Origin of the sequence: Ensifer sp. R-19 (assembly GCF_049905105.1) — a bacterium.
Taxonomy (GTDB): Bacteria; Pseudomonadota; Alphaproteobacteria; order Rhizobiales; family Rhizobiaceae; genus Ensifer.
In genome coordinates, this window is record NZ_CP184569.1 from 2,765,990 (window position 1) to 2,785,632 (window position 19,643).

A 19,643-nucleotide genomic window follows, 5' to 3' on the forward strand; every position below is an offset into this window, starting at 1 on the left:
TATCAGATGGGCGCGGCCGGCGACAACCCCTGCTACCACAAAGCCCGAAAGAAAAAACGGCCGCCGCTGGATGCGACGGCCGATTTTCAATGCGTGGCGCTCCACCGCCGCTCAGGCAGCGTCCGGAACGTGCACGGTCTTCACTTCGAGGAAGTCCTCAAGACCGAACATGCCGCCCTCACGACCATTGCCCGACTGCTTGTAGCCGCCGAATGGGCTGCCGTAGCGGTGCGGTCCGCCATTGATATGCACCATCCCGGCCCGCAGGCGTGCAGCGACGCGCTCCGCCCGCTTCGGGTCGCCCGTCTGCACATAGGCGGCGAGACCGTAATTGGTGTCGTTGGCAACGGCGATCGCTTCCTCCTCGGTGTCGAAGGGGATGATCGCAAGCACCGGCCCGAAGACCTCCTCACGGGCGATGCGCATGTCATTGTTGACGTCGGCAAAGATCGTCGGCTTGACGAAGTAGCCGGTCTCGAAGCCCTCCGGCTTGCCGGCACCGCCGACGAGCAGACGCGCGCCCTCGGCAATGCCCGCCTCGATCAGCGCCTGCACCCGGCCAAACTGGACGTGGCTGACGAGCGGGCCGATATGGCTGCCTTCCTTGGTCGGATCGCCCACATTTGCCTCGCGGCCGACGCGCTTGGCGATCTCGACCACCTGGTCGTAGACGCTGCGCTCGACCAGCATGCGGGTCGGCGCGTCGCAGGATTGGCCGGAATTGTTGAAGCATTCGAGCACACTGCCGGTCACGCGATCTTCGAGATCGGCATCGGCAAAGACGATGTTCGGCGACTTGCCGCCAAGTTCCAGCGTCACGCGTTTGACGGTCTCGGCCGCATCCTTGCTGACGGCGATGCCCGCGCGCGTCGAGCCGGTGAACGACATCATGTCGATGTCGCGGTGCTTGGAAAGGGCAGCACCCGCATTGATACCGTCGCCGTTGACGAGGTTGAAGACGCCGGCGGGGAAGCCCGCCTCATCGATCATCTCGGCATAGAGCATGGCGTTGAGTGGCGTGAATTCGCTCGGCTTCAAGACGCAGGTCGAACCGGTCGCAAGCGCCGGCACCACCTTCAGCGCGATCTGGTTGATCGGCCAGTTCCACGGCGTGATCAGGCCGCAGACGCCGATCGGCTCGCGCAGGATCACGTCGCCGTTCGGCAGCCGGTCGCGGGTCTTCAGGCGCTTCAGCGCATCGATGAAGCCTTGCAGGTGGCCGACGCCGACATCGGCCTGCTGCTCGCGGGTCATGGTCTTCGGCGCGCCGAGTTCCATGGTGATGGTGTCGACCATCTCGTCATAACGGCGCGTGTAGACGGCGAGCAGTTTTTCGAGCAGCGCCAGCCGTTCTTCGACGCTTGTCTGGCTATAGGTGACAAAGGCCTTCTTGGCGGCGGCCACGGCCCGGTCAATGTCTTCGGCCGTGCCCATCGAGATCACCGCAACAGGCTTTTCCGTCGCCGGGTTCAGGACCTCGAGGTCGTTGGCGACGATGGGATCCACCCAGGCGCCATTGATGTAGAACTTGCGTTTGTCGAGCATTCGCTCCTCCTTCCCGTCAGTTTGTCTTTTGTTTTTCAGCAAGCCAGTCGCGGATAAGCGCTCTGTAACGCTCGCCGGAAAAGCTCGGAAAATGTCCGCCGTGAACGATACGCGCGGGTACCTTCAGCAGCCGTTCCATCGACGCCAGGTAGTCGTCGGCATTGGAATGATAGGTGTCCTCGATCAGCGGCCCATCGTAGACGATGTCGCCGGAGAACATGATGCCGGTCTTCGCCTCGAAGAGCGCGATACCGCCGGGCGAATGGCCAGGCGTATGGATCACGTCGAAGACCCGGTCGCCGAGATCGATATGATCGCCGTCTTCCAAAAGCCGCGCCGCCGGCGCCGCCTTCACCGCGTAGGTGGTGGAGGCATAGGGTTCGGGCGGCAGCGCGTCAAAGATCTCGTCGGCGACGTAAGGGTCGGCGAGCGTGTTCTTGCGCGTCGGATGGGCGAGAAGCTGCGCTTCCGCCGCGTGCACGCAGCGGCAGTCGAACTCGTGATGGCAGCCGATATGGTCGAAGTGGGTGTGGCTGGCGACGGCGGTCAGCGGACGCTCGGTGACGAGCGGCACCCATTCCTTCAGCGACACCACGCCCATGCCGCTATCAACAAGCATGTCGCGGTCGCGGCCGCGCACGTGCCAGATGTTGCAGCGATAGAACTCCTGGATGTAGGGCTCGTCGATGGCGGTGACGCCGTCGTCGAGCCGCCGCACGCGATACCAGTCCTTGGGGGCAATTCTCTGCATGGTGCTACGCATGTCCGCCTGTGGCGGGCAAGGCTACGACGTCGGCAGCGCGCACTGCAAGTGGCACGATCTCGCCTTCGCGCACGCTTGCCGATTGCGGCAGATGCGCCACCAGCGCCCTGGTATCCGTGGCACAGGGCTGCAGATGGCAGCGATAATGGGTGCCGAAAAAGGCGCTGCCGGCGACCCGTGCCTCGCCGAGCGCCACGGTCGGTCCTTCCGCCCGGTCGTCGGCGCGGAAATGCTCCGGCCGGATGGTGAGCGTGATGCGGTCACCGGCCTTCGGCGACGATGCCGTGAAATTCTGAGCAGGCAGCGCCAGGCTGCCGAGCGCGGTCTCAACCCGGGCGGAGCTCGCATCCGCCGCCGCAACACGGCCGGAAACGAAGTTGACCTCGCCCATGAAGCCCGCGGAAAACAGCGAACGCGGCCGCATGTAGACCTCCGAGGGCGGGCCGAAATCCTCGATCCGCCCCTGGTTCATCACGACGATGCGGTCGGCGATCGCCATCGCCTCTTCCTGGTCGTGGGTCACGTGCACGAAGGTCGTGCCGACCCGCTTCTGGATCGCCTTCAGTTCGTCCTGCATCTGGCGGCGGAGTTTGAGATCGAGCGCGCCAAGCGGTTCGTCGAGCAGAAGCACGTCCGGATCGACCGCCAGCGCACGGGCAAGGGCCACGCGCTGACGCTGGCCGCCCGAGAGTTCATGCGGCCTTTTGCCGGCGGACGCCTTTAAGCCCACGAGGTCGAGGAAGCCCAGTGCCTTTTCGTCACGCTCGGCCTTGGCAAGGCCGCGCATTCTGAGGCCAAAGCCGACATTGTCGACGAGGCGCATATGCGGAAACAGCGCATAGTCCTGGAACATCGTCGTCGTCGGGCGCTTAGACGGCGCCACATAGGTCATGTCCTTGCCGGCGATGGTCACACGGCCAGCGCTTGGCGACTGGAACCCGCCGAGGATCGAGAGCAGCGTGGTCTTGCCGCAGCCCGACGGTCCAAGCAGGACGATGAACTCACCTGCCCGAATATCGAGCGAGACGTTGTCCAGTGCCGTGAAGGCGCCGAAGATCTTGCTGACGTTTTCGATCGTGACGGAAGCGGTCATTGTTTTTTCGTCCTTCCGAACAGGGAAAGCTCAAGGATGAGGAGCACGGCGACAGAGGCCAGGAACACCAGCGAACCGATGGCATTGGTCTTGGGGTTGAGACCCGAGCGCAGCATGCTCCAGATCTCGACAGGCAACGTCACGTCGAAGCGCGACAAGAGAAAGGCAATGATGAACTCGTCCCAGCTGAAGGTGACGGAGAGGAAGAAGGCGGCGAGGATCGACGGCATCAGCATCGGCGCCGTCACCAACGCCATCACCTTGAAATCGTTGGCGCCGAGGTCACGCGCCGCCCGCTCGATGTTGATGTGATGGTCGCCCATCGAGGCGTAGATGATGGCAAAGCAGAGCGGCAGGTTGATCACCACATGGCCGATCCCGACCGTCATCAGCGACAAGGGAACGTGCAGTGCATTGAGCACTGACAGCAGCCCAAGCGCGATGATCAGGTAGCTGACCGTCATCGGCGCGATCAGCAAGCCGCGCTGCAGGGCCGAGCCCGGCAGCTTGTAGCGCGCCAGCGCATAGGCCGCGAGGAAGCCGAGCAGCACCGAGATGACCGAGGAGGCAAGCGCCACGACCATTGAGTTGCCGAGCGCTGCCATCAGCTTGCGGTCGGCGAAAACCGCCTCGTACCACTGCAGCGAAAAGCCGTTGAAGGGCGGCACCGGCAGCCGGCCGTCCTGGAACGAAAAGAGCACCAGCACGGCAACCGGCAGGAAGATGAAGGCGTAGACGAGGACGAGATAGGTCCAGGACAGAACGCTTGCGGAGATCTTGCGCAACATCGTCAGGCCCTCTCGATCTTCAGCCAGCGGGCGCAGGCAACGTAGGCGACGGTGACGGCGAGCATCAGCACGATCGACAGCGCCGCGGCCATCGGGAAATCCGCCCTGCGCCCAAGCTGCAGCATGATGATCTGCGGCAGCACCAGCTCGTTGTTGCCGCCGAGGATCTGCGGCGTGACATAGTCGCCGATGCAGAGCACGAAGGTGAGAAACGCGCCGGTCATGATGCCGGGCAGGGTCAAGGGCAGCACCACGTGCCAGAAGGTCTGGAAGGCATTGGCGCCAAGGTCGGCGGCCGCGCGGCGGTAGTTGGGCGACAGCTGGATCAGGTTGGAATAGATCGTCAGCGTCAAAAGCATGACGAAGAAATGTACGAAGCCGATGACCGTCGCCGTGCGGGTGCTGGCAAGCTCCAGCGGCTCGGAAATCAGCCCGATGTTCATGAACATCTGATTGATCACGCCGTTCTTCGACAGAACCAGCAGCCAGGAATAGGAGCGGACCACGTAGGAGGTCCAGAACGGTAGGATGGCCAGGATCAGCGCCATGCGCTGCAGCCGCTTCGGCACCCGCTCGGCGATGATCCAGGCGAGCGGATAGGCAAGCAGCACCGAGATCACCGTCACGATGACGGTGATTTCCAGCGAATTGACCAGCCCCTGGAACAGCGCGTTCTCGGAGAAGAAGCGCGCGTAGTTGTCGAAGTTCCAGACGCGGACGAGCTCCCGCCCTTCCCGCTTCCAGAGGCTCATCGCCGCCATGAAGGCGAAGGGCACGACGAAGAAGGCGGCGGTCCAGAGCAGCGCCGGGGCAACGAAGCCCCAGGCCTTGCGCCGGTCGGCGTCTTCGAGCGCTGTCGCTGATGTCAGGGTTCCGGCGTCTGCCATGGCTATCCCGGGGCTCAAGGGTTGCGGGGCATGGTTTGCCCTCGTTCGCCGCCAAGGCGGCGTTGATCAGGCGAACGCGATGCCGATCGCATCCGCCCTTGTCGTTACTGCTGCAGCATCTCCGTCCAGGCGTCCTGGAACTGCTGGTCGAGTTCGGCCGACGGGATCGGATAGAGCTGCGTCTTCTTCAGGTATTCGGCCTGCTCGCTGAAGCGCAGCGCCGTCTTCTGCTGGTCGTTCAGGAATTCACCCGCCTTGGCGTTGGCCGGCATCGCCCAGTAGCAGGACGAGGTCGCAAGCCGCGCCTGGCCTTCCGGACTCAAGATGTACTGCACGAATTTCAGCGCCAGATCCTGCTTGGTCGAATCCTTCATGACGCCGATCGATTGCGCCCAGCGCACCGCACCCTGCTCCGGAATGGTCCAGTCGAGGCTCGGCTTGTCGGCCGAGAGAACCGCGGTGATCCACTCGCCGCCGCCGACGAGAATGTCGACTTCACCGGTCGCAAGCGCCGTCTGCGAGGACACGACGTCGCTCACCTGTTTCGACACGGCGCGCATCGCCGCAAGCTTTTCCTTGATCGCCGGCATGTCCGCTTCGGTCAGCTCGGAGGTCTTCTTGCCGAGGCCAAGCCCGACGAGACCGATCATCGGCAGATAGTAGTCATAAAGCGCGATGCGGCCCTTGTACTTGTCCGACCAGATGACCGACAGGTCCTGCATGTCCTTCGGGTCGACCTTGGTCTTGTCGTAGGAAATCGTGTTGTAGCCGAACTTCTCGGTGACGGCGTAGGTCTTCCCGTCCTTGGTGTTGTTGGCCTCCATGCGGACTTCCGGGAAGATGTCGGCGGTCGGCAGCGCATCGGCAGGCATTTCGGCGAGAAGATCGAGATCGATGGCGCGGTGCACATCAACGCCGTCGATGACGAGCACGTCCCAGTCGCCGGGCTGCGATTGGTCGAGGATCGAGAGCCCTGCCCCGGTGCCCTCATAGACCTTGACGTTGACCTTGACGTCATTGGCCTTCTCGAACGGCTCGAGCAGCGCCGGATCGGTGTGGTCGCACCAGACGAGCGCATTGAGCTCTTCCTGGGCGAAGACGGGTGCAGGCGCTGCAACCGCCGACAGCGTGGTGATCGCGATTGCGGCGCTGGAGGAGAGAAAACGGCGCAGGGGCGCACCGTCACGAACTGACTGCATCATGCTGTTGCCCTCATGGCTTTGACGCTCGTTTCGGCGTCTTCAAAAAAAGATTGAATGAATTCATTTTTTAAGTCAATCTCAATTTTGAACCAATTCATAATTCGGGGAAACATCAGATGACGGGACTGCGCGCACGGCAAAAAGCCGATCGGAACCGGCGGATTCTTGACGCCGCCGCCGTGCTTTTTCGCGAAGTCGGCTATGACAGCGCGCGCATCGAGGACATCGCCGAGCGCGCCGAGATCTCGGTCGGGACCTTTTACAACTACTATGAAAACAAGGGCGACATCCTGCTTGCCACCGTGTCGATGGAAGTCGAGGAAGTGCTCACTGCCGGCCGCTCGATCGTCGACAACCCGCCCGCCTCCGTCATGGGTGCCCTGGACGCGCTGATCGGCGAATACTACGACCACTCGCTCTTCTATCTCAGCAAGGAGATGTGGCGCACCGCCATGGCAATTGCCATCCAGCAGCCCGATGGCCCGTTCAGCAAGCGCTATACGGAACTCGACCGCCGGCTCTGCGATCAGATCTCGACCCTGATCCTCAAGCTGAAGGCCAAGGGTGTCGTCGCGCTCGATATCGACGCCGAGGCGGTCGGCGAGATGTTCTTCAACAATCTCAATATGATGTTCACCGAGTTCGCCAAGCGCGAACCAATGACGCTCGACGACCTGAAAGCCCGCGTTTCCCGCCAGAACCGTCCGCTCGCGACACTGATCTCGGCCCGCTGACCATCACAAAAACACGACCGGAGCAAATCTGCGCCCGGAAAAAGAGGAAACACGATGCAGGATCTCGAACAGTCGGTGCTTTCCGCCGCCGACCGGCTGGTTGCCGCCTTCGCGCGGCACGACCGCGCTTCCTATTTTTCGGCCTTCGCGCCGGATGCCACCTTCATCTTCCACACGCTGGACCGGCCGCTTCTGAGCCGTGCGGCTTATGAGGCGGAATGGGCCCTCTGGGAGGAACGGGATGGTTTTCGGGTGCGCGCCTGCCGTTCGAGCGAACGGCATGTGCAGGCGGTGGGTGATGTCGCGGTCTTCACGCACCGCGTCGAGACGGAACTGGAATTCAATGGCGAACCGGCGACGGCGGACGAACGGGAAACGATCGTGTTCCGGCGGGCATCGTCAGGCGATTGGATCGCCGTGCACGAACATCTGTCTCGCCAAAGCTGAATCAAGAAAGATCAGAAAGCGCCCACGACGACGGCGCTGACGAAGGAGAATGCGGCCACGATCGCAATTGCGTGCGGGACAAGGTGGACGAACGACCGGCGCTGGGGTGCTGATGCATAAGCCGCGTATCGGGATTGGACCATCGGCCTCGAAGCGTTCATCGCGTCTCTCCGTCATTCACTCGCGGGATTTAGTCCGCCTTCTCTCTTGTTCTCCTATATTATCGATTGAGTTTATAGATATTATTTTCCGCTAAATGCGCATGTCGTAAAAAATCGGTTCGGCGAAACCGCCGTCGTTAATGGCGATTGCGGTCGCGGTCCAGGAGGTGTTTCGACCAGGTTTCGCTGAACCACGGGGTCAGCAACGAAACATCGGAGCCGTGATGCGAGCGCGTAAGCGCACTGTCGGCCTCGACACAGGTCCAGACGGTGAAGGCGGTCAGTTCGTGTTTACCGAAAGTCTGGATCAGCGGAATGTCGGCCGCGTCACGGCCGCGAGCGACCGCAATCCGCCCTGCCCGTCGCTGATTGTTCTTGGCGTCGAACGTATGCCAGCGATCTCCAAGAAAGACTTCGAACCACGCGTTGAAATCCATCGGCGCCGGATGATCGCTCTTCGGGATGTCGGCCATGTAGCCGTTCACATAGCGCGCCGGCATGTTCATGCAGCGGCAAAAGGTGATCGCCAGATGCGCATAGTCGCGGCTGACGCCGACGCGATCCTCATGGGCTTCGAGCGCGGTGCGCATTGCCTGGGCATAGCCGTAGCTGAAGACCAGGCGCTCATGCACATAGTCGCAAATCGCCTGCACGCGCTGCCAACCGGCAGGCACATCTCCGAACAGTCGCCACGCGAGGGTACCGAGCCGATCCGTTTCGCAGTAACGGCTGGCCGCGAGATAGGGTAGCCAAGCGGCCGGCAGGTTTTCGACCGGCACAGCATCCGCCAGCGGATCGGAGGCGTCGAGCCTGCCGTCATCCTCGATCACCGCGTCATAGGAGAGCTTGAAGTCGCCTTCGGGCACGGTCATCCGGAAACATGTATTGCCATGCGGATCGGTGATCTCTTCCATCTTCACGATTGGCATGGAAACCGGCCCATGTTCGCGCCGAAGAGTTGCGCGCCGTTCCGGCACGACGGAAAGATAGGTCATCATCGGGGTCGGCTGCGGGCAACGAATGCCGATTTCATAGCCAAAGCGCACGAACATCTCGAGGCCTCCAGGAAATCAATCGGGAGTCATATGCTCCCCGCCTGCCTTGCCCGCAGAAATGCGGGCCCTCTTTGGTATATCCGTTTGCATACGAAAGCCGCTCCCACAGACTGGCCGCATGCCAAAGATGCAACGGGCCCTTCGAACGGGCGAACCGATGCCCTACAGCGCCGCGCGTCTTATCGGACGCGCAAAGGTCGCTGTAGCACTTTTGATTTTCTGATCCTCAAATCGGCGACGATTTGAGGAACCGTGCAGTAGGGGATTAATACTAGCGCATCAGCCGGCAAGGCGGAATTACACTCCGCGGGAAATCGACCATTCGACTCGCGCGCAAAGGGCGTGGCCGCCTTTATGGCAAGCCACCCCATCATAGAGCATCGGCCTTTTGCCCTACAATCCGACCGCGTCCTTGAACTGGTACCACCAGGAACCGATCGTCGAATATTGCGCCCGGAACATGCGCCCGCCCGGGAACGGATACCAGGGCAGCTTTTCGAAGACGTCGTAGCGCGTGGTGTCGCCATCGATCGCCTCGGCGAGCGTGCGGCCGAAGAGATGCGATCCGGTGACCCCATGGCCGCTGTAGCCGTGGGCGAAATAGGTGTTGCTGCCGATCCGGCCCATCTGCGGCACGCGCGTGAAGGAGAGCGCGAAATTGCCGCTCCACGCATAGTCGATCTTCACGCCCTTGAGCTCAGGGAATACCTTTTCGAGATTGGGTTTGAGCTTGGCGACGACATCGGCCGGGTCGGTGCCGCCATAGACGGTGCCGCCGCCGAAAATCATCCGCTTGTCGGCGGAAAGTCGGAAGTAGTCGAGAATATAGCGCACGTCCTCGACGCACATGTCGCTCGGGATCAGCGATTGCGCCAGCTCTTCGCCGAGCGGCGCCGTCGTGATCATCTGCGTCGAAACAGGCATGACCCGGGAGATGAGCTTCGGCACCGCGTCGCCGAGATAGGCATTGCCGCAAAGCACGACAATACGTGCCGAAACCTCGCCGCCTTCGGTATAGACGGTCGGCCGCGCCGCCTCGTGGTCGACGCGCGTCACGGGCGACTGTTCGTAGATCGTGCCGCCGATGCTTTCGAGCGCGCGCGCCTCGCCGAGCACGAGATTGAGCGGATGCATGTGCCCACCGGTCGTGTCGAGCATGCCGCCGCAATAGGCATCCGACGTGACGAGCTTGCGAAGCGCGTCACGATCGAGAAGCTGGTGATCATCCATGCCGTATTTGCGCCAGAGCGCCTGCTTGGCTTCGAGTTCTTTCATATGCGCCGGCGTATAGGCGGCATAGATGTTGCCCGGCTTCAGGTCGCAGTCGATCTGATACTGGCTGACGAGACGACGGATGATCTTGCCGCCTTCCTGCACCAGCCCGCCGATGAAGCGCGCGGCGTCGTCGCCGTAGCGGCGCTGGATCGTCGATAGGCTGGCGTTGAGGCCGTTGACCACCTGGCCGCCGTTGCGGCCGGAAGCACCCCAACCGACCTGGGCGCCCTCGACGACGACGACCTTGTAGCCTTTTTCCGCAAGGTGGATCGCCGTCGACAGGCCGGAGTAACCGGCACCGACAACGCACACGTCGGTCTCGACGCGGCCCTGAAGTCGGACCGGCGTGCGGATGATGTTGCGGGATGCGGCGTAGTAGCTGGTCGGGTAGCTGCCGTCGCCGGCATAGGAGTTCTGTTTCGTGACCATCAGACAATTTCCAGATAGGCGCTGAATTCGTAATCCGTGACCTGCTCGGCAAAGCCTGCAATCTCCTGGCGTTTGCAGGCGATCAGCATCGAGCGCAGCACGGGATCGAAAATTTCGGCGGCAATCGGTCCTGCCTCGAAGCTATCGACCGCTTGCCCCCATTCCGAGGGAATTTTGGGCAGTTTCTCCGCTGCATAGGCCCGACCCGAAACAGGCGCCGGTGGCTTCCACTTGTTGCGGATGCCAACGAGGGCAGCGCCGAGGATCGCGGCGATGACGAGATAGGGATTGGCGTCGGCTCCGGCGACGCGATGCTCGATGCGGCGCGCGGCCGGATTGCCGCCTGGAATGCGGATTGCCGAGGTGCGGTTCTCATAGCCCCAGCAGACGGCCGTCGGCGCGTGCGTGTCCGGCCTGAGCCGCCGGTAGGAGTTGAAATGCGGCGCAAACAGCAGCGTCGTCTCGGCCATGCCGCGCAAGAGGCCGGCAACGGCGTTCTTCAGCATTGGCGAACCTTCGTCGCTGCCGTCGTTGAAGACGTTGTTGCCCTCCTCGTCGAGCAGGCTGAAATGGATATGCATGCCGTTGCCCGACCGTGTGCCGTAGGGCTTGGCCATGAAGGTGGCGGCGAGGCCATGCTTGCGCGCGACACCCTTGACGATGCGCTTGAAGAAGATGGCGTCGTCGGCCGCCTTCAGCGGGTCGTCGGTGTGGAGTAGATTGATCTCGAACTGGCCGATGCCGTTCTCGGCGATCGCCGCATCCGCCGGCACGTTCTGCCGGGCACATTCCTTGTAGACGTCCGAGAAGAACTCGCCGAAATCGTCGAGCTCGTCGATCGACAGGATCGCATCGGAATCGAGGCGCTTGCCGGTATAGGGCGAGATCGGCGGCACCGCGCTGTCGGGCTCCGGATCGATCAGGTAGAACTCCAGTTCGGTCGCAACGACGGGGCGAAGACCGAGTTCCTGATATTCGCGCACGACCGCCGCCAGCGCCTGGCGCGGATCGGCAAGAAACGGCTTGCCGTCCTCAAGCTGCAGCCAGAGCGGCACCAGCGCGCTCGGTCGCGAAGTCCAGTTGACCGGCAGCGCGCCGCGGCCGGTGACACCGCAGATACCGTCGCGGTCGCCGCTGGCGAACACCTGCTCGCTGTTGATGATATCCTCGCCCCAGACATCGACCCCGACGATCGAGAGCGGCATGCGGATGCCGCCGCCGAGCACCTTCGCCGCCTGCTCCACCGGCACGCGTTTGCCCCGCATGATGCCGTTGAGGTCGCAGACCACCGCCTGGATACTTTCGATCGGCCCGTTCTGCTCGAGCCATGCCTTGAATGCGCTGGGGTCTTCCGCGTCGAGCGACATATCGCAAATCTCTTTTTGTGATCACATTTTGTGATAGTTGACATAATTCAGGAATTGGAGTCAAGCATCGGCAATGGTATCAGGCGCATGAAGGACGCCAGGCAGAAGGAATGCGATCGTGAAACCCCTTGTTTTGCCGCCACTTGCCCGACCCGACGGCATGACCACGCATGACTATGCCTTCAACCGGCTGCGCCAGGCGATCATGGTCGGCGCTTTCCGCCCCGGCACATCCGTCACCATCCGCGGCCTTGCCGAAGCGCTCGAAAGCAGCCCGACGCCGGTACGCGAGGCGCTACGTCAGCTGACGTCGATCGGCGCGCTGCAGTTCCTGGAAAACCGCCGTATCGTCGTGCCGCACATCACGCCCGCGCGGTTCGAGGAACTGATCTTGCTCCGCATCGCGCTCGAAAGCCATGCCGCCCGCCGGGCTGTCGCCCATCTCTCCGAGCGCCAGATCGAGAAAATCACGGCAATCGATGACAGTATCGAGACGGAGATCCGCAAGGGGAACAAGGTGGCAGCGCTGATTGCCAACCAGGCGTTCCATCGGATGATCTACACGGCCAATCCGGATCCGGTCGCCATGCCGCTGATCGAAAGCGTGTGGCTGCAACTCGGGCCCATCCTCGGCATCGCCATGGAGCACGTCACCGAACTCTATGTCGTGGATCGGCACCGCGAGGCGATCGAGGCCCTCCGGCGGCGCGACGAAGATGCCGTTGCCGATGCGATCGCCGCCGACATCCGAGAAGGGATCGGCGGCTTCGACCAGCAGGCGGTCGCGCGCCTTCTGCGGCTGGCGGCCTGAGCCGACGGCAGGCCACGGCCTCATAAATTTTAGTGTGACTAAAATTCCGTATTGACAACGCTCAGGCACGGCACCAAAGTCGTGAAAATACAGATGCATAGCGACGGGAGGCGCGAGCCTTCCGGCCCAATGCCCGCGCATTCGAGGGGGAGGAGTCCGCTTGAAGAGCCAAAGATTTTCAGCCTGGGGTAACACCTGCGCCGGCCTATAGCATTCCCCAAAACCGCCACATCACGCCGGTCCGCCCGGCCACCCCATCCGCCCGTCGATGAGCGCTACAGTCGCGTGAATGGCGAGCGCATCCCATTTCCTCAAGCCAGAACTGGAAACATCATGAACGAACTCACCAAGAGCCGTTTTGCTGCGCTCCGCCGCAAGATGGCCGAAAGCAAAGCCGGCCTCGTCGCGCTCGCGCCGGGATCGCACATGGATTGGCTGATCGGCTACCATCCGCATCCGGACGAGCGCCCCTGCCTGCTTCTGATCGGCCCGGAAAAGGAAGCCTTCCTGATGCCGGCGCTCAACGCCGAGGGCACGCGCGAACATACCGACATCGCCTTCCACAACTGGGCCGATGATGCCGGTCCGGCCGATGCCCTGAACGCAGCCCTCGCCAATGTCGGCGCGACTGCACCTGGCTGCGTCGTGCTCGACGAGACCATGCGCGCCGATTTCGCCCTGCTGCTGATCGATGCGCTGCCGGAGGATACCGCGCGCGAATTCACCCCGGCAACGCTTGGAAGCCTTCGCATGCGCAAGGACAAGAGCGAATACGCCCTTTTGAAGATGAATGCCGGCATTGCCGACCGCGCCATGCAAGCGGCCTTTTCCAAGATCCGTCCGGGCATGACCGAAAAAGAGCTGGCCGCCGAGATCCGCGGACACTTTTCCTCGGAAGGTGCGGCACCGGCCTTCTGGATCGTCGGCGCAGGCGGCAATGGCGCCTTCCCGCACCACTCGGCGAGCGAGCGGGTGATCGAGGAAGGCGATGCCGTGGTCATCGATATCGGCGGCCGCAAGCAGGGTTTCCCGAGCGACATCACCCGCATGGCAATCGTCGGCCGCGCGCCTGAGGGATACGGCCAGATCCACACCATCGTGGAAAGGGCCGTGCAGGCAGCGTTGAAGGCGGCCCGTCCCGGCGTGCTCGCCAAGGATGTCGACGCGGCCGCCCGCAAGGTGATCAGCGATGCCGGCTACGGCGAATACTTCGTTCACCGCACCGGCCACGGCATGGGCATCGACGGCCATGAGCCGCCCTACATCACCGCCACTTCGGAAACCGTGCTGGAAGAAGGCATGGTCTTCTCGATCGAGCCCGGCATTTATCTGCCCGGCCGCTTCGGCATCCGGCTGGAAGACATCGTCATCCTGCGCGAGGACGGGCCGGAGGTTCTCTCTTCCCTTCCCCGCGACGTTCACGTCGCCAAGGCCTGATCAAACAAGATCTGATCAAAGTTGCGGCGCCTTCTGGCGCCGCTTCTCTTTGTCCGGTTCGCTTGGCAGCACAGCAATGCCTATTGGGTCGGCCGCTTGCGGGGTTTCGTCGTCGTGTTGCCGGCTGGACCATCCTGGCCGGGACGTTGCCTGTAGGCTGGCTGCCGCTGTTCGACCGGCGGCCAGATCCAGTAATAGCCATAGGGCTTGCGCTGGACGCCTTCGTAATACTCGCCCTTTCTGGTGCGCATCTGCGCTTCCGCATCGCCCGCGACGCTCGTCACGGCAAAGACCGCGCCCACCATGGCGATGGCAAACAGATATCCCGATTTCAACATCGTCAAGCTCCTTGCCTCCTGTCTACGCCGGAAGCGTGCGAGGTCAACCACCTTCGAGTTCCATCAGTTCCTGCTTGACGACCTCTCGCGCCTTATCCATAGTGGTGAGATGTCAGACCAATTTGGCGCCGAGGGGGAGGCTGAATGACTGAACAAGCCAGAGCCGCGCTTCTGCCATTGCCGCCCGCCGACCGGGCCCAGCAGGTCATTGCCGCGTTGGCTGACTACATCGAACAATCGGGGCTTAGACCCGGCGAACGCCTGCCAGCTGAACGCGAACTGATGACGGCGCTTGCCGTCGGTCGGTCGACTATTCGCGAAGTCATCCGCCACTTTCAGGCGCTCGGCGTCGTCGAGGCGCGCAAGGGCAGCGGCACCTATCTCTTGCGCATGATCACGGGCGCCACCGTCCATATGCCGCTCACCCTCGACGCTGCGCATCTGCGCGACGTGCTTTTGATGACGCTCGAGGTCCGCCGCGGCATCGAGGTTGAGGCCAATATGGTCGCGGCCCGCCGGCGCACCGACGAAGACCTTGATATCATCGAAGTGAAGCTCAACGAGATGGAGCGGGTGCATATCGCCAAGGGCACGTCAGGTCCGGAAGACCTTGCCTTCCATCTGGCGATCTACGATGCCACCCACAATCCGCTCTTCCGCCAGCTCCTCGAACAGATGCGCGAAGCCTTCGAGCGCTTCTGGGAGGAGCCGTTCGATCGGTCGGACTTCGCCCGCCGCTCCTTCCCGTTCCACCGTACCCTGTTCAACGCGATCGCAGCCCAGGATCCTGACACCGCGCGCGAAGAAACGCTGAAAATCCTCGCGATCGTCGAGGAAGATATCAAGGAAATGTCCAAATGACCAACGGCCTCGATCCGTTCGACCACGCCTCGCTGACCGTCGCGCATGACGAAGGCCACGCCTTCGATGCCGTCGTGCCGCCGATCGTTCAGACCTCGCTTTTCACCTTCAAGGATTATGACGACATGGTCGCGTCCTACCGGGGCGAGCGTGTGCGACCGATCTATACCCGCGGTCTCAACCCGACCGTGCGCATGTTCGAGGAGATGCTGGCGAAGCTCGAAGGCGGCGAAGACGCGATCGGTTTTGCCAGCGGCATGTCGGCGATCTCCTCGACCGTGCTGTCCTTCGTCGAGCCGGGCGACCGCATCGTCGCCGTCAATCATGTCTATCCCGACGCCTTCCGCCTGTTTGGCACGCATCTGAAGCGCATGAAGATCGAGGTGACCTATGTCGACGGTCGCGACGAGGAAGCAGTTGCCAAGGCCCTTCCCGGCGCCAAGCTCTTCTACATGGAAAGCCCGACAAGCTGGGTGATGGACACCCACGACGTCGCCTCCCTCGCCCGCCTTGCCAAGGACCAGGGCATCATCACCGCCATCGACAACAGCTGGGCAAGCCCGATCTTCCAGCAGCCGATTTCGCTCGGCGTCGACCTCGTCATCCATTCCGCTTCGAAGTATCTCGGCGGACACAGCGATGTGGTTGCTGGCGTGGTTGCCGGCTCGAAGGAACTGATCGGCCGCATCCGCTCCGAAGCCTATCCCTATCTCGGCGGCAAGCTCTCGCCCTTCGACGCCTGGCTCCTGATCCGGGGCTTACGCACCCTGCCCATCCGCATGAAGTCGCATGAGCGCTCGGCGCTTGAAGTCGCGCGGCGGCTGCAGGCCCATCCGCTGGTCGAGACCGTCTGCCACCCCGGCCTCGGCAACACCCTGCCGCCGGGCCTTTCGGGCACATCCGGCCTGTTCTCCTTCATCTTCCGCGAGGGCGTCGATGTCAGGCGCTTTGCGGATCATCTCGAACTCTTCAAGCTCGGCGTTTCCTGGGGCGGACATGAAAGCCTCATCGTGCCGGGCGAAGTCGTGCTGTCGCAGAAAGCCCAGCCCAATTCCGCGGCCGCCTTCGGCATCTCGCCGCGGTCGGTACGGCTCCATGTCGGCCTGGAGGGAACGGAGGCCCTCTGGAGCGATCTTGAAGCGGCGCTCGCCGTCGCTTCGACTGGCTGACAGGAGCGGCTGCAGGCGGTTTTCCGCCGGCATCCCGCTCTCCCCACTTTGAACCAAACCAACGAAGAAAAGAGGGAACAAGAATGAAGAAACTGATCACTGCCACGCTTCTCGCCAGCCTGATGGCCGGAAGCGCACTCGCCGATACCAAGCTGAAACTGGTCGAGGTCATCACCAGCCCCGAGCGCACCGAGACGCTGAAATCGATCGTTGCCAAGTTCGAAGCCGCCAACCCCGGCACCACGGTCGAGATCATCTCGCTGCCCTGGGGCGAAGCATTCCAAAAGTTCGCGACCATGGTTTCGGCCGGCGAACTGCCTGACGTGATGGAAATGCCCGACACCTGGCTGTCGCTCTATGCCAACAACGGCATGCTCGAAAGCCTGGAGCCCTACCTCGCCAAGTGGGAACACACGGGCGGCCTGACCGAACGCGCGCTCGAACTCGGCCGCGACGTCAACGACACCGCCTACATGCTGCCCTACGGCTTCTATCTGCGGGCGATGTTCTACAACAAGAAGCTTCTGTCGGAAGCCGGCGTCAGCGAACCGCCGAAGACCATGGACGATTTCGTCAAGGCATCGGAAGCCGTATCCAAGCTTCCGGGCAAATCCGGCTACTGCCTGCGCGGGGGACCGGGTGGTCTCAACGGCTGGGTGATGTTCGGCGCCACCATGGCCGGCAGCAACAAATTCTTCAATGAGGATGGCACCTCGACCATGAACAGCGAAGGCTGGGTCAAGGGCCTGACCTGGGTGATCGACCTCTACAAGAAGGGGCTGGCGCCGAAGGACAGCGTCAACTGGGGCTTTAACGAAATCGTCGCCGGTTTTTACAGCGGCACCTGCGCCTTCCTCGACCAGGATCCGGATGCGCTGATCGCCATTGCCGAGCGCATGAAGTCGGAAGATTTCGGCGTCACCACCATGCCGAAGGGTCCGAGCGGCAAGGCGTTTACCACCATCGGCTTTGCCGGCTGGTCGATGCTGTCGGCAAGTCAGAACAAGGATCTCTCCTGGAAGCTGATCGAGACGCTCGAGGGGCCGGAAGGCAACATCGAGTGGAACAAGCGCACGGGCGCGCTGCCGGTGCACAAGTCGGCCGAGAAGGATCCCTTCTATGCGAGCGCGCAGTTCAAGGGCTGGTTCGACGAGCTTGCCGACAAGGACGTCGTATTGACGGTGATGCCGAGCTACCTCGAGGAATTCGCCTTCTTCAAGGATTCGCTCGCCATCAAGACGACTCAGGAAGCCCTGCTCGGCGACATCACGCCGGAAGAGCTCGCCAACCAGTGGGCCGACTACCTGACCAAGGCGCAGCAGAAGTTCCTCGCCAGCAAGAAGTAAGCCTTCGGCCGGCGGCGGTTCGCCGCCGCCGGCCCTCGTGACATTGAGCGGAATGACGTGGGCGCGGTCTCCGCCCGCATCCCGCTCCGACTGAACGAAAACGAGGCACGTCGAAAAAACCGGCGGCCGCACAGGGGAAATTTCGATCGATGGACCATGTCGCCCGCCAAAGCGGCCTGCCGGCAGGCAGGACGCCGCTGAAGAAGCGCATCGCCGACGGCGCCGCGCCCTATCTCTATAGCGCGCCGGCGCTGATCCTGATCGTCACCGTCATGCTGGTGCCGCTGGTGCTTGGCGTTTCCTACGCCTTCCGCGACATCCAGCTCTTAAACCCGTTCTCCGGTGCCTATATCGGCCTTGATCATTTCCGCGCGCTTGCCGAGGACCAGGCCTTCTATCGGGCGCTGCGCAACACGCTCTGGTGGACCGGCGCTTCGGTCTTCTTTCAGTTCGTCTTTGGCCTGATCCTGGCATTGCTGCTCGACAAGCCCTTCTACGGCCGCGGCCTTGCCCAGGCGCTCGTCTTCCTGCCCTGGGCGGTGCCGAGCTTCCTTGCCGGCCTCAACTGGGCCTGGCTTTTCAATCCGGTCGTTGGTCCCTTGCCGCATTGGCTCTATGCGCTCGGCATCATGAGTGAGCCGAACAACATCCTCTCGGACCCGCAGCTTGCCATGTGGGGGCCGATCATCGCCAATGTCTGGTGGGGCATTCCTTTCTTCGCGATCACCCTGCTCGCAGCGCTTCAGGCGATCCCGCGCGACCTCTATGAGGCCGCGAGCATCGACGGCGCCGGCCCGGTGCAGCGATTTCTCTCGATCACGCTGCCGTTCCTGGCGCCGACCATCGCCATCACCATCCTCCTGCGCACCGTCTGGATCTCGAACTTCGCCGACCTGATCATCGTCATGACCAATGGCGGACCGGCCGACCGCACCCAGATCGTCGCCAGCTATATCTTCACCCAGGCCTTCAAGCGGCTGGATTTCGGTTACGCCTCGGCGATCGCGCTGGTGCTTCTGGCACTGCTGCTCGCCTATTCGATGCTGATCGTCATCCTGCGGCAATGGCTGTTGAGCAAGGATTGAGACCGATGCGCGCCAAACCGCTTTTCCTCATGATCGCGCACCGATCGGCCATCCTTGCCTACATCGCCTTCGCGCTCTTCCCGCTCTATTGGCTGTTGAAGGTTGCAGTCACGCCCAACGACCTGCTCTACTCGGAAGGCATTCGAATGTGGCCGTCGCGCGCCAGCCTCGAACATTTCGATTTCGTGCTGCGCCACAGCGCCTTTCCGGTGTTCTTCAAAAACAGCCTGATCGTATCCGGCTCCACCGCCGTTATCGTCACCATCCTCGCCTCGCTCTCGGGCTATGCGCTGTCGCGCTTCAACTTCCGCGGCAAGTACTGGCTGGTGGCGCTGATGCTTTTGACGCAGATGTTCCCGCTGGTGATGCTGGTGGCGCCGATCTTCAAGATCCTCTCACCGCTCGGCCTCACCAACAGCCTGACCGGCCTCGTCATCGTCTACACCGCCTTCAACGTGCCCTTCGCCACCTTCCTGATGCAGTCCTTCTTCGACGGCATCCCGAAGGATCTGGAAGAGGCGGCGATGATCGACGGCGCCACCCAATTCGTCGCTTTCCGCCAGATCATCCTGCCGCTGACGCTGCCCGGCATTGCCGCAACGCTCGGCTTCGTCTTTACCGCCGCCTGGAGCGAACTTCTGTTCTCGCTGATGCTGATCTCCGGCAACGACCAGGCGACCTTCCCTGTCGGCTTGTTGTCCTTCGTATCGAAGTTCTCCGTCGACTTCGGGCAGATGATGGCGGCCGGCGTGCTCGCACTCATCCCCGCCTGCCTCTTCTTCCTGCTCATTCAACGTTATCTCGTCCAGGGCCTCACGGCCGGCGCGGTCAAAGGCTGAGGATTGCTCTC

The 19,643-nt window shown here is 62.5% G+C and carries 19 protein-coding genes; 9 read left to right on the top strand and 10 right to left on the bottom strand.

All coding sequences use genetic code 11. The annotated features are described in order from the left end of the window. Positions 1 to 111 precede the first annotated feature (111 nt). The 6 genes from ACN9MO_RS13585 to ACN9MO_RS13610 form a co-directional block, all read right to left on the bottom strand. On the bottom strand, positions 112 to 1,545 hold the full coding sequence (locus tag ACN9MO_RS13585) for an aldehyde dehydrogenase family protein (RefSeq protein WP_057248998.1): 1,434 nt from the start codon (positions 1,543 to 1,545) through the stop codon (positions 112 to 114). A gap of 16 nt (positions 1,546 to 1,561) precedes the next feature. Beyond that, positions 1,562 to 2,296, bottom strand: a complete 735-nt coding sequence (locus ACN9MO_RS13590) for an MBL fold metallo-hydrolase (RefSeq protein WP_112994657.1) — start codon at positions 2,294 to 2,296, stop codon at positions 1,562 to 1,564. Between the two features lie 4 nt (positions 2,297 to 2,300). Further along, positions 2,301 to 3,401 carry an ABC transporter ATP-binding protein gene (locus tag ACN9MO_RS13595; protein WP_112994658.1) on the bottom strand — a complete coding sequence of 367 codons (1,101 nt, stop codon included), beginning with the start codon at positions 3,399 to 3,401 and terminating at the stop codon, positions 2,301 to 2,303. Further along, entirely contained in the window at positions 3,398 to 4,189 is a 792-nt protein-coding gene (locus ACN9MO_RS13600; RefSeq protein ID WP_093235635.1) for an ABC transporter permease, read from the bottom strand. Before ACN9MO_RS13600 ends, ACN9MO_RS13595 begins: the two co-directional genes overlap by 4 nt. 2 nt (positions 4,190 to 4,191) lie before the next feature. Beyond that, positions 4,192 to 5,076 carry an ABC transporter permease gene (locus tag ACN9MO_RS13605; protein ID WP_112994659.1) on the bottom strand — a complete coding sequence of 295 codons (885 nt, stop codon included), beginning with the start codon at positions 5,074 to 5,076 and terminating at the stop codon, positions 4,192 to 4,194. A 104-nt stretch (positions 5,077 to 5,180) separates the two neighbouring features. Further along, a complete protein-coding gene (locus tag ACN9MO_RS13610; RefSeq protein WP_057249122.1) occupies positions 5,181 to 6,275 on the bottom strand; it encodes an ABC transporter substrate-binding protein in 1,095 nt (364 codons plus the stop codon). Between the two features lie 119 nt (positions 6,276 to 6,394). Between ACN9MO_RS13610 and ACN9MO_RS13615 the strand changes: the two genes are divergently transcribed. Both ACN9MO_RS13615 and ACN9MO_RS13620 read left to right on the top strand, forming a co-directional pair. Next, positions 6,395 to 7,012 carry a TetR/AcrR family transcriptional regulator gene (locus tag ACN9MO_RS13615; protein WP_057248993.1) on the top strand — a complete coding sequence of 206 codons (618 nt, stop codon included), beginning with the start codon at positions 6,395 to 6,397 and terminating at the stop codon, positions 7,010 to 7,012. A gap of 54 nt (positions 7,013 to 7,066) precedes the next feature. Further along, positions 7,067 to 7,459 (top strand): YybH family protein, encoded by a 393-nt coding sequence (locus tag ACN9MO_RS13620; protein WP_057248992.1) that lies wholly within the window; start codon positions 7,067 to 7,069, stop codon positions 7,457 to 7,459. A gap of 298 nt (positions 7,460 to 7,757) precedes the next feature. Here the strand turns inward: ACN9MO_RS13620 and ACN9MO_RS13625 are convergent, their stop codons facing one another. The 3 genes from ACN9MO_RS13625 to ACN9MO_RS13635 all read right to left on the bottom strand — a co-directional run bounded on the left by ACN9MO_RS13625 (position 7,758) and on the right by ACN9MO_RS13635 (position 11,746). Further along, entirely contained in the window at positions 7,758 to 8,672 is a 915-nt protein-coding gene (locus ACN9MO_RS13625; protein ID WP_057248991.1) for a transglutaminase-like domain-containing protein, read from the bottom strand. A gap of 396 nt (positions 8,673 to 9,068) precedes the next feature. Next, positions 9,069 to 10,382 (bottom strand): NAD(P)/FAD-dependent oxidoreductase, encoded by a 1,314-nt coding sequence (locus ACN9MO_RS13630; protein WP_162727992.1) that lies wholly within the window; start codon positions 10,380 to 10,382, stop codon positions 9,069 to 9,071. Continuing rightward, positions 10,379 to 11,746 carry a glutamine synthetase family protein gene (locus tag ACN9MO_RS13635; protein ID WP_057248989.1) on the bottom strand — a complete coding sequence of 456 codons (1,368 nt, stop codon included), beginning with the start codon at positions 11,744 to 11,746 and terminating at the stop codon, positions 10,379 to 10,381. The genes ACN9MO_RS13630 and ACN9MO_RS13635 overlap by 4 nt, the downstream gene beginning before the upstream one ends. A gap of 118 nt (positions 11,747 to 11,864) precedes the next feature. On the opposite strand from ACN9MO_RS13635, the gene ACN9MO_RS13640 reads away from it, so the two are divergent. After that, positions 11,865 to 12,557, top strand: a complete 693-nt coding sequence (locus ACN9MO_RS13640) for a GntR family transcriptional regulator (RefSeq protein WP_112994661.1) — start codon at positions 11,865 to 11,867, stop codon at positions 12,555 to 12,557. Between the two features lie 333 nt (positions 12,558 to 12,890). Continuing rightward, positions 12,891 to 13,994, top strand: coding sequence for a M24 family metallopeptidase (locus tag ACN9MO_RS13645; RefSeq protein ID WP_112994662.1), 1,104 nt, complete (start codon positions 12,891 to 12,893; stop codon positions 13,992 to 13,994). Positions 13,995 to 14,074: 80 nt separating this feature from the next. Here ACN9MO_RS13645 and ACN9MO_RS13650 read toward each other — a convergent pair whose 3' ends face one another. Next, entirely contained in the window at positions 14,075 to 14,332 is a 258-nt protein-coding gene (locus tag ACN9MO_RS13650; RefSeq protein WP_162727990.1) for a hypothetical protein, read from the bottom strand. 144 nt (positions 14,333 to 14,476) lie between these two features. On the opposite strand from ACN9MO_RS13650, the gene ACN9MO_RS13655 reads away from it, so the two are divergent. The 5 genes from ACN9MO_RS13655 (at position 14,477) to ACN9MO_RS13675 (ending at position 19,632) form a co-directional block, all read left to right on the top strand. Next, a complete protein-coding gene (locus ACN9MO_RS13655; RefSeq protein ID WP_057248985.1) occupies positions 14,477 to 15,193 on the top strand; it encodes a FadR/GntR family transcriptional regulator in 717 nt (238 codons plus the stop codon). Next, the gene (locus tag ACN9MO_RS13660) at positions 15,190 to 16,362 is read left to right on the top strand and encodes a PLP-dependent transferase (protein ID WP_112994664.1); all 1,173 of its coding nucleotides are present in this window, start codon (positions 15,190 to 15,192) and stop codon (positions 16,360 to 16,362) included. The genes ACN9MO_RS13655 and ACN9MO_RS13660 overlap by 4 nt, the downstream gene beginning before the upstream one ends. Positions 16,363 to 16,445: 83 nt before the next feature. Next, entirely contained in the window at positions 16,446 to 17,708 is a 1,263-nt protein-coding gene (locus ACN9MO_RS13665) for an ABC transporter substrate-binding protein (RefSeq protein ID WP_113132153.1), read from the top strand. Positions 17,709 to 17,857: 149 nt separating this feature from the next. Beyond that, positions 17,858 to 18,793, top strand: coding sequence for a carbohydrate ABC transporter permease (locus ACN9MO_RS13670; protein ID WP_057248982.1), 936 nt, complete (start codon positions 17,858 to 17,860; stop codon positions 18,791 to 18,793). A gap of 5 nt (positions 18,794 to 18,798) precedes the next feature. Continuing rightward, a complete protein-coding gene (locus ACN9MO_RS13675) occupies positions 18,799 to 19,632 on the top strand; it encodes a carbohydrate ABC transporter permease (RefSeq protein WP_057248981.1) in 834 nt (277 codons plus the stop codon). Positions 19,633 to 19,643: the final 11 nt, after the last annotated feature.

Bases quoted from the DNA above. Each gene is read 5' to 3' on its own strand.
- ACN9MO_RS13585 (WP_057248998.1), bottom strand. From the start codon at position 1,545: ATGCTCGACAAACGCAAGTTCTACATCAATGGCGCCTGGGTGGATCCC.
- ACN9MO_RS13590 (WP_112994657.1), bottom strand. From the start codon at position 2,296: ATGCAGAGAATTGCCCCCAAGGACTGGTATCGCGTGCGGCGGCTCGAC.
- ACN9MO_RS13595 (WP_112994658.1), bottom strand. From the start codon at position 3,401: ATGACCGCTTCCGTCACGATCGAAAACGTCAGCAAGATCTTCGGCGCC.
- ACN9MO_RS13600 (WP_093235635.1), bottom strand. From the start codon at position 4,189: ATGTTGCGCAAGATCTCCGCAAGCGTTCTGTCCTGGACCTATCTCGTC.
- ACN9MO_RS13605 (WP_112994659.1), bottom strand. From the start codon at position 5,076: ATGGCAGACGCCGGAACCCTGACATCAGCGACAGCGCTCGAAGACGCC.
- ACN9MO_RS13610 (WP_057249122.1), bottom strand. From the start codon at position 6,275: ATGCAGTCAGTTCGTGACGGTGCGCCCCTGCGCCGTTTTCTCTCCTCC.
- ACN9MO_RS13615 (WP_057248993.1), top strand. From the start codon at position 6,395: ATGACGGGACTGCGCGCACGGCAAAAAGCCGATCGGAACCGGCGGATT.
- ACN9MO_RS13620 (WP_057248992.1), top strand. From the start codon at position 7,067: ATGCAGGATCTCGAACAGTCGGTGCTTTCCGCCGCCGACCGGCTGGTT.
- ACN9MO_RS13625 (WP_057248991.1), bottom strand. From the start codon at position 8,672: ATGTTCGTGCGCTTTGGCTATGAAATCGGCATTCGTTGCCCGCAGCCG.
- ACN9MO_RS13635 (WP_057248989.1), bottom strand. From the start codon at position 11,746: ATGTCGCTCGACGCGGAAGACCCCAGCGCATTCAAGGCATGGCTCGAG.
- ACN9MO_RS13645 (WP_112994662.1), top strand. From the start codon at position 12,891: ATGAACGAACTCACCAAGAGCCGTTTTGCTGCGCTCCGCCGCAAGATG.
- ACN9MO_RS13650 (WP_162727990.1), bottom strand. From the start codon at position 14,332: ATGTTGAAATCGGGATATCTGTTTGCCATCGCCATGGTGGGCGCGGTC.
- ACN9MO_RS13655 (WP_057248985.1), top strand. From the start codon at position 14,477: ATGACTGAACAAGCCAGAGCCGCGCTTCTGCCATTGCCGCCCGCCGAC.
- ACN9MO_RS13660 (WP_112994664.1), top strand. From the start codon at position 15,190: ATGACCAACGGCCTCGATCCGTTCGACCACGCCTCGCTGACCGTCGCG.
- ACN9MO_RS13665 (WP_113132153.1), top strand. From the start codon at position 16,446: ATGAAGAAACTGATCACTGCCACGCTTCTCGCCAGCCTGATGGCCGGA.
- ACN9MO_RS13670 (WP_057248982.1), top strand. From the start codon at position 17,858: ATGGACCATGTCGCCCGCCAAAGCGGCCTGCCGGCAGGCAGGACGCCG.
- ACN9MO_RS13675 (WP_057248981.1), top strand. From the start codon at position 18,799: ATGCGCGCCAAACCGCTTTTCCTCATGATCGCGCACCGATCGGCCATC.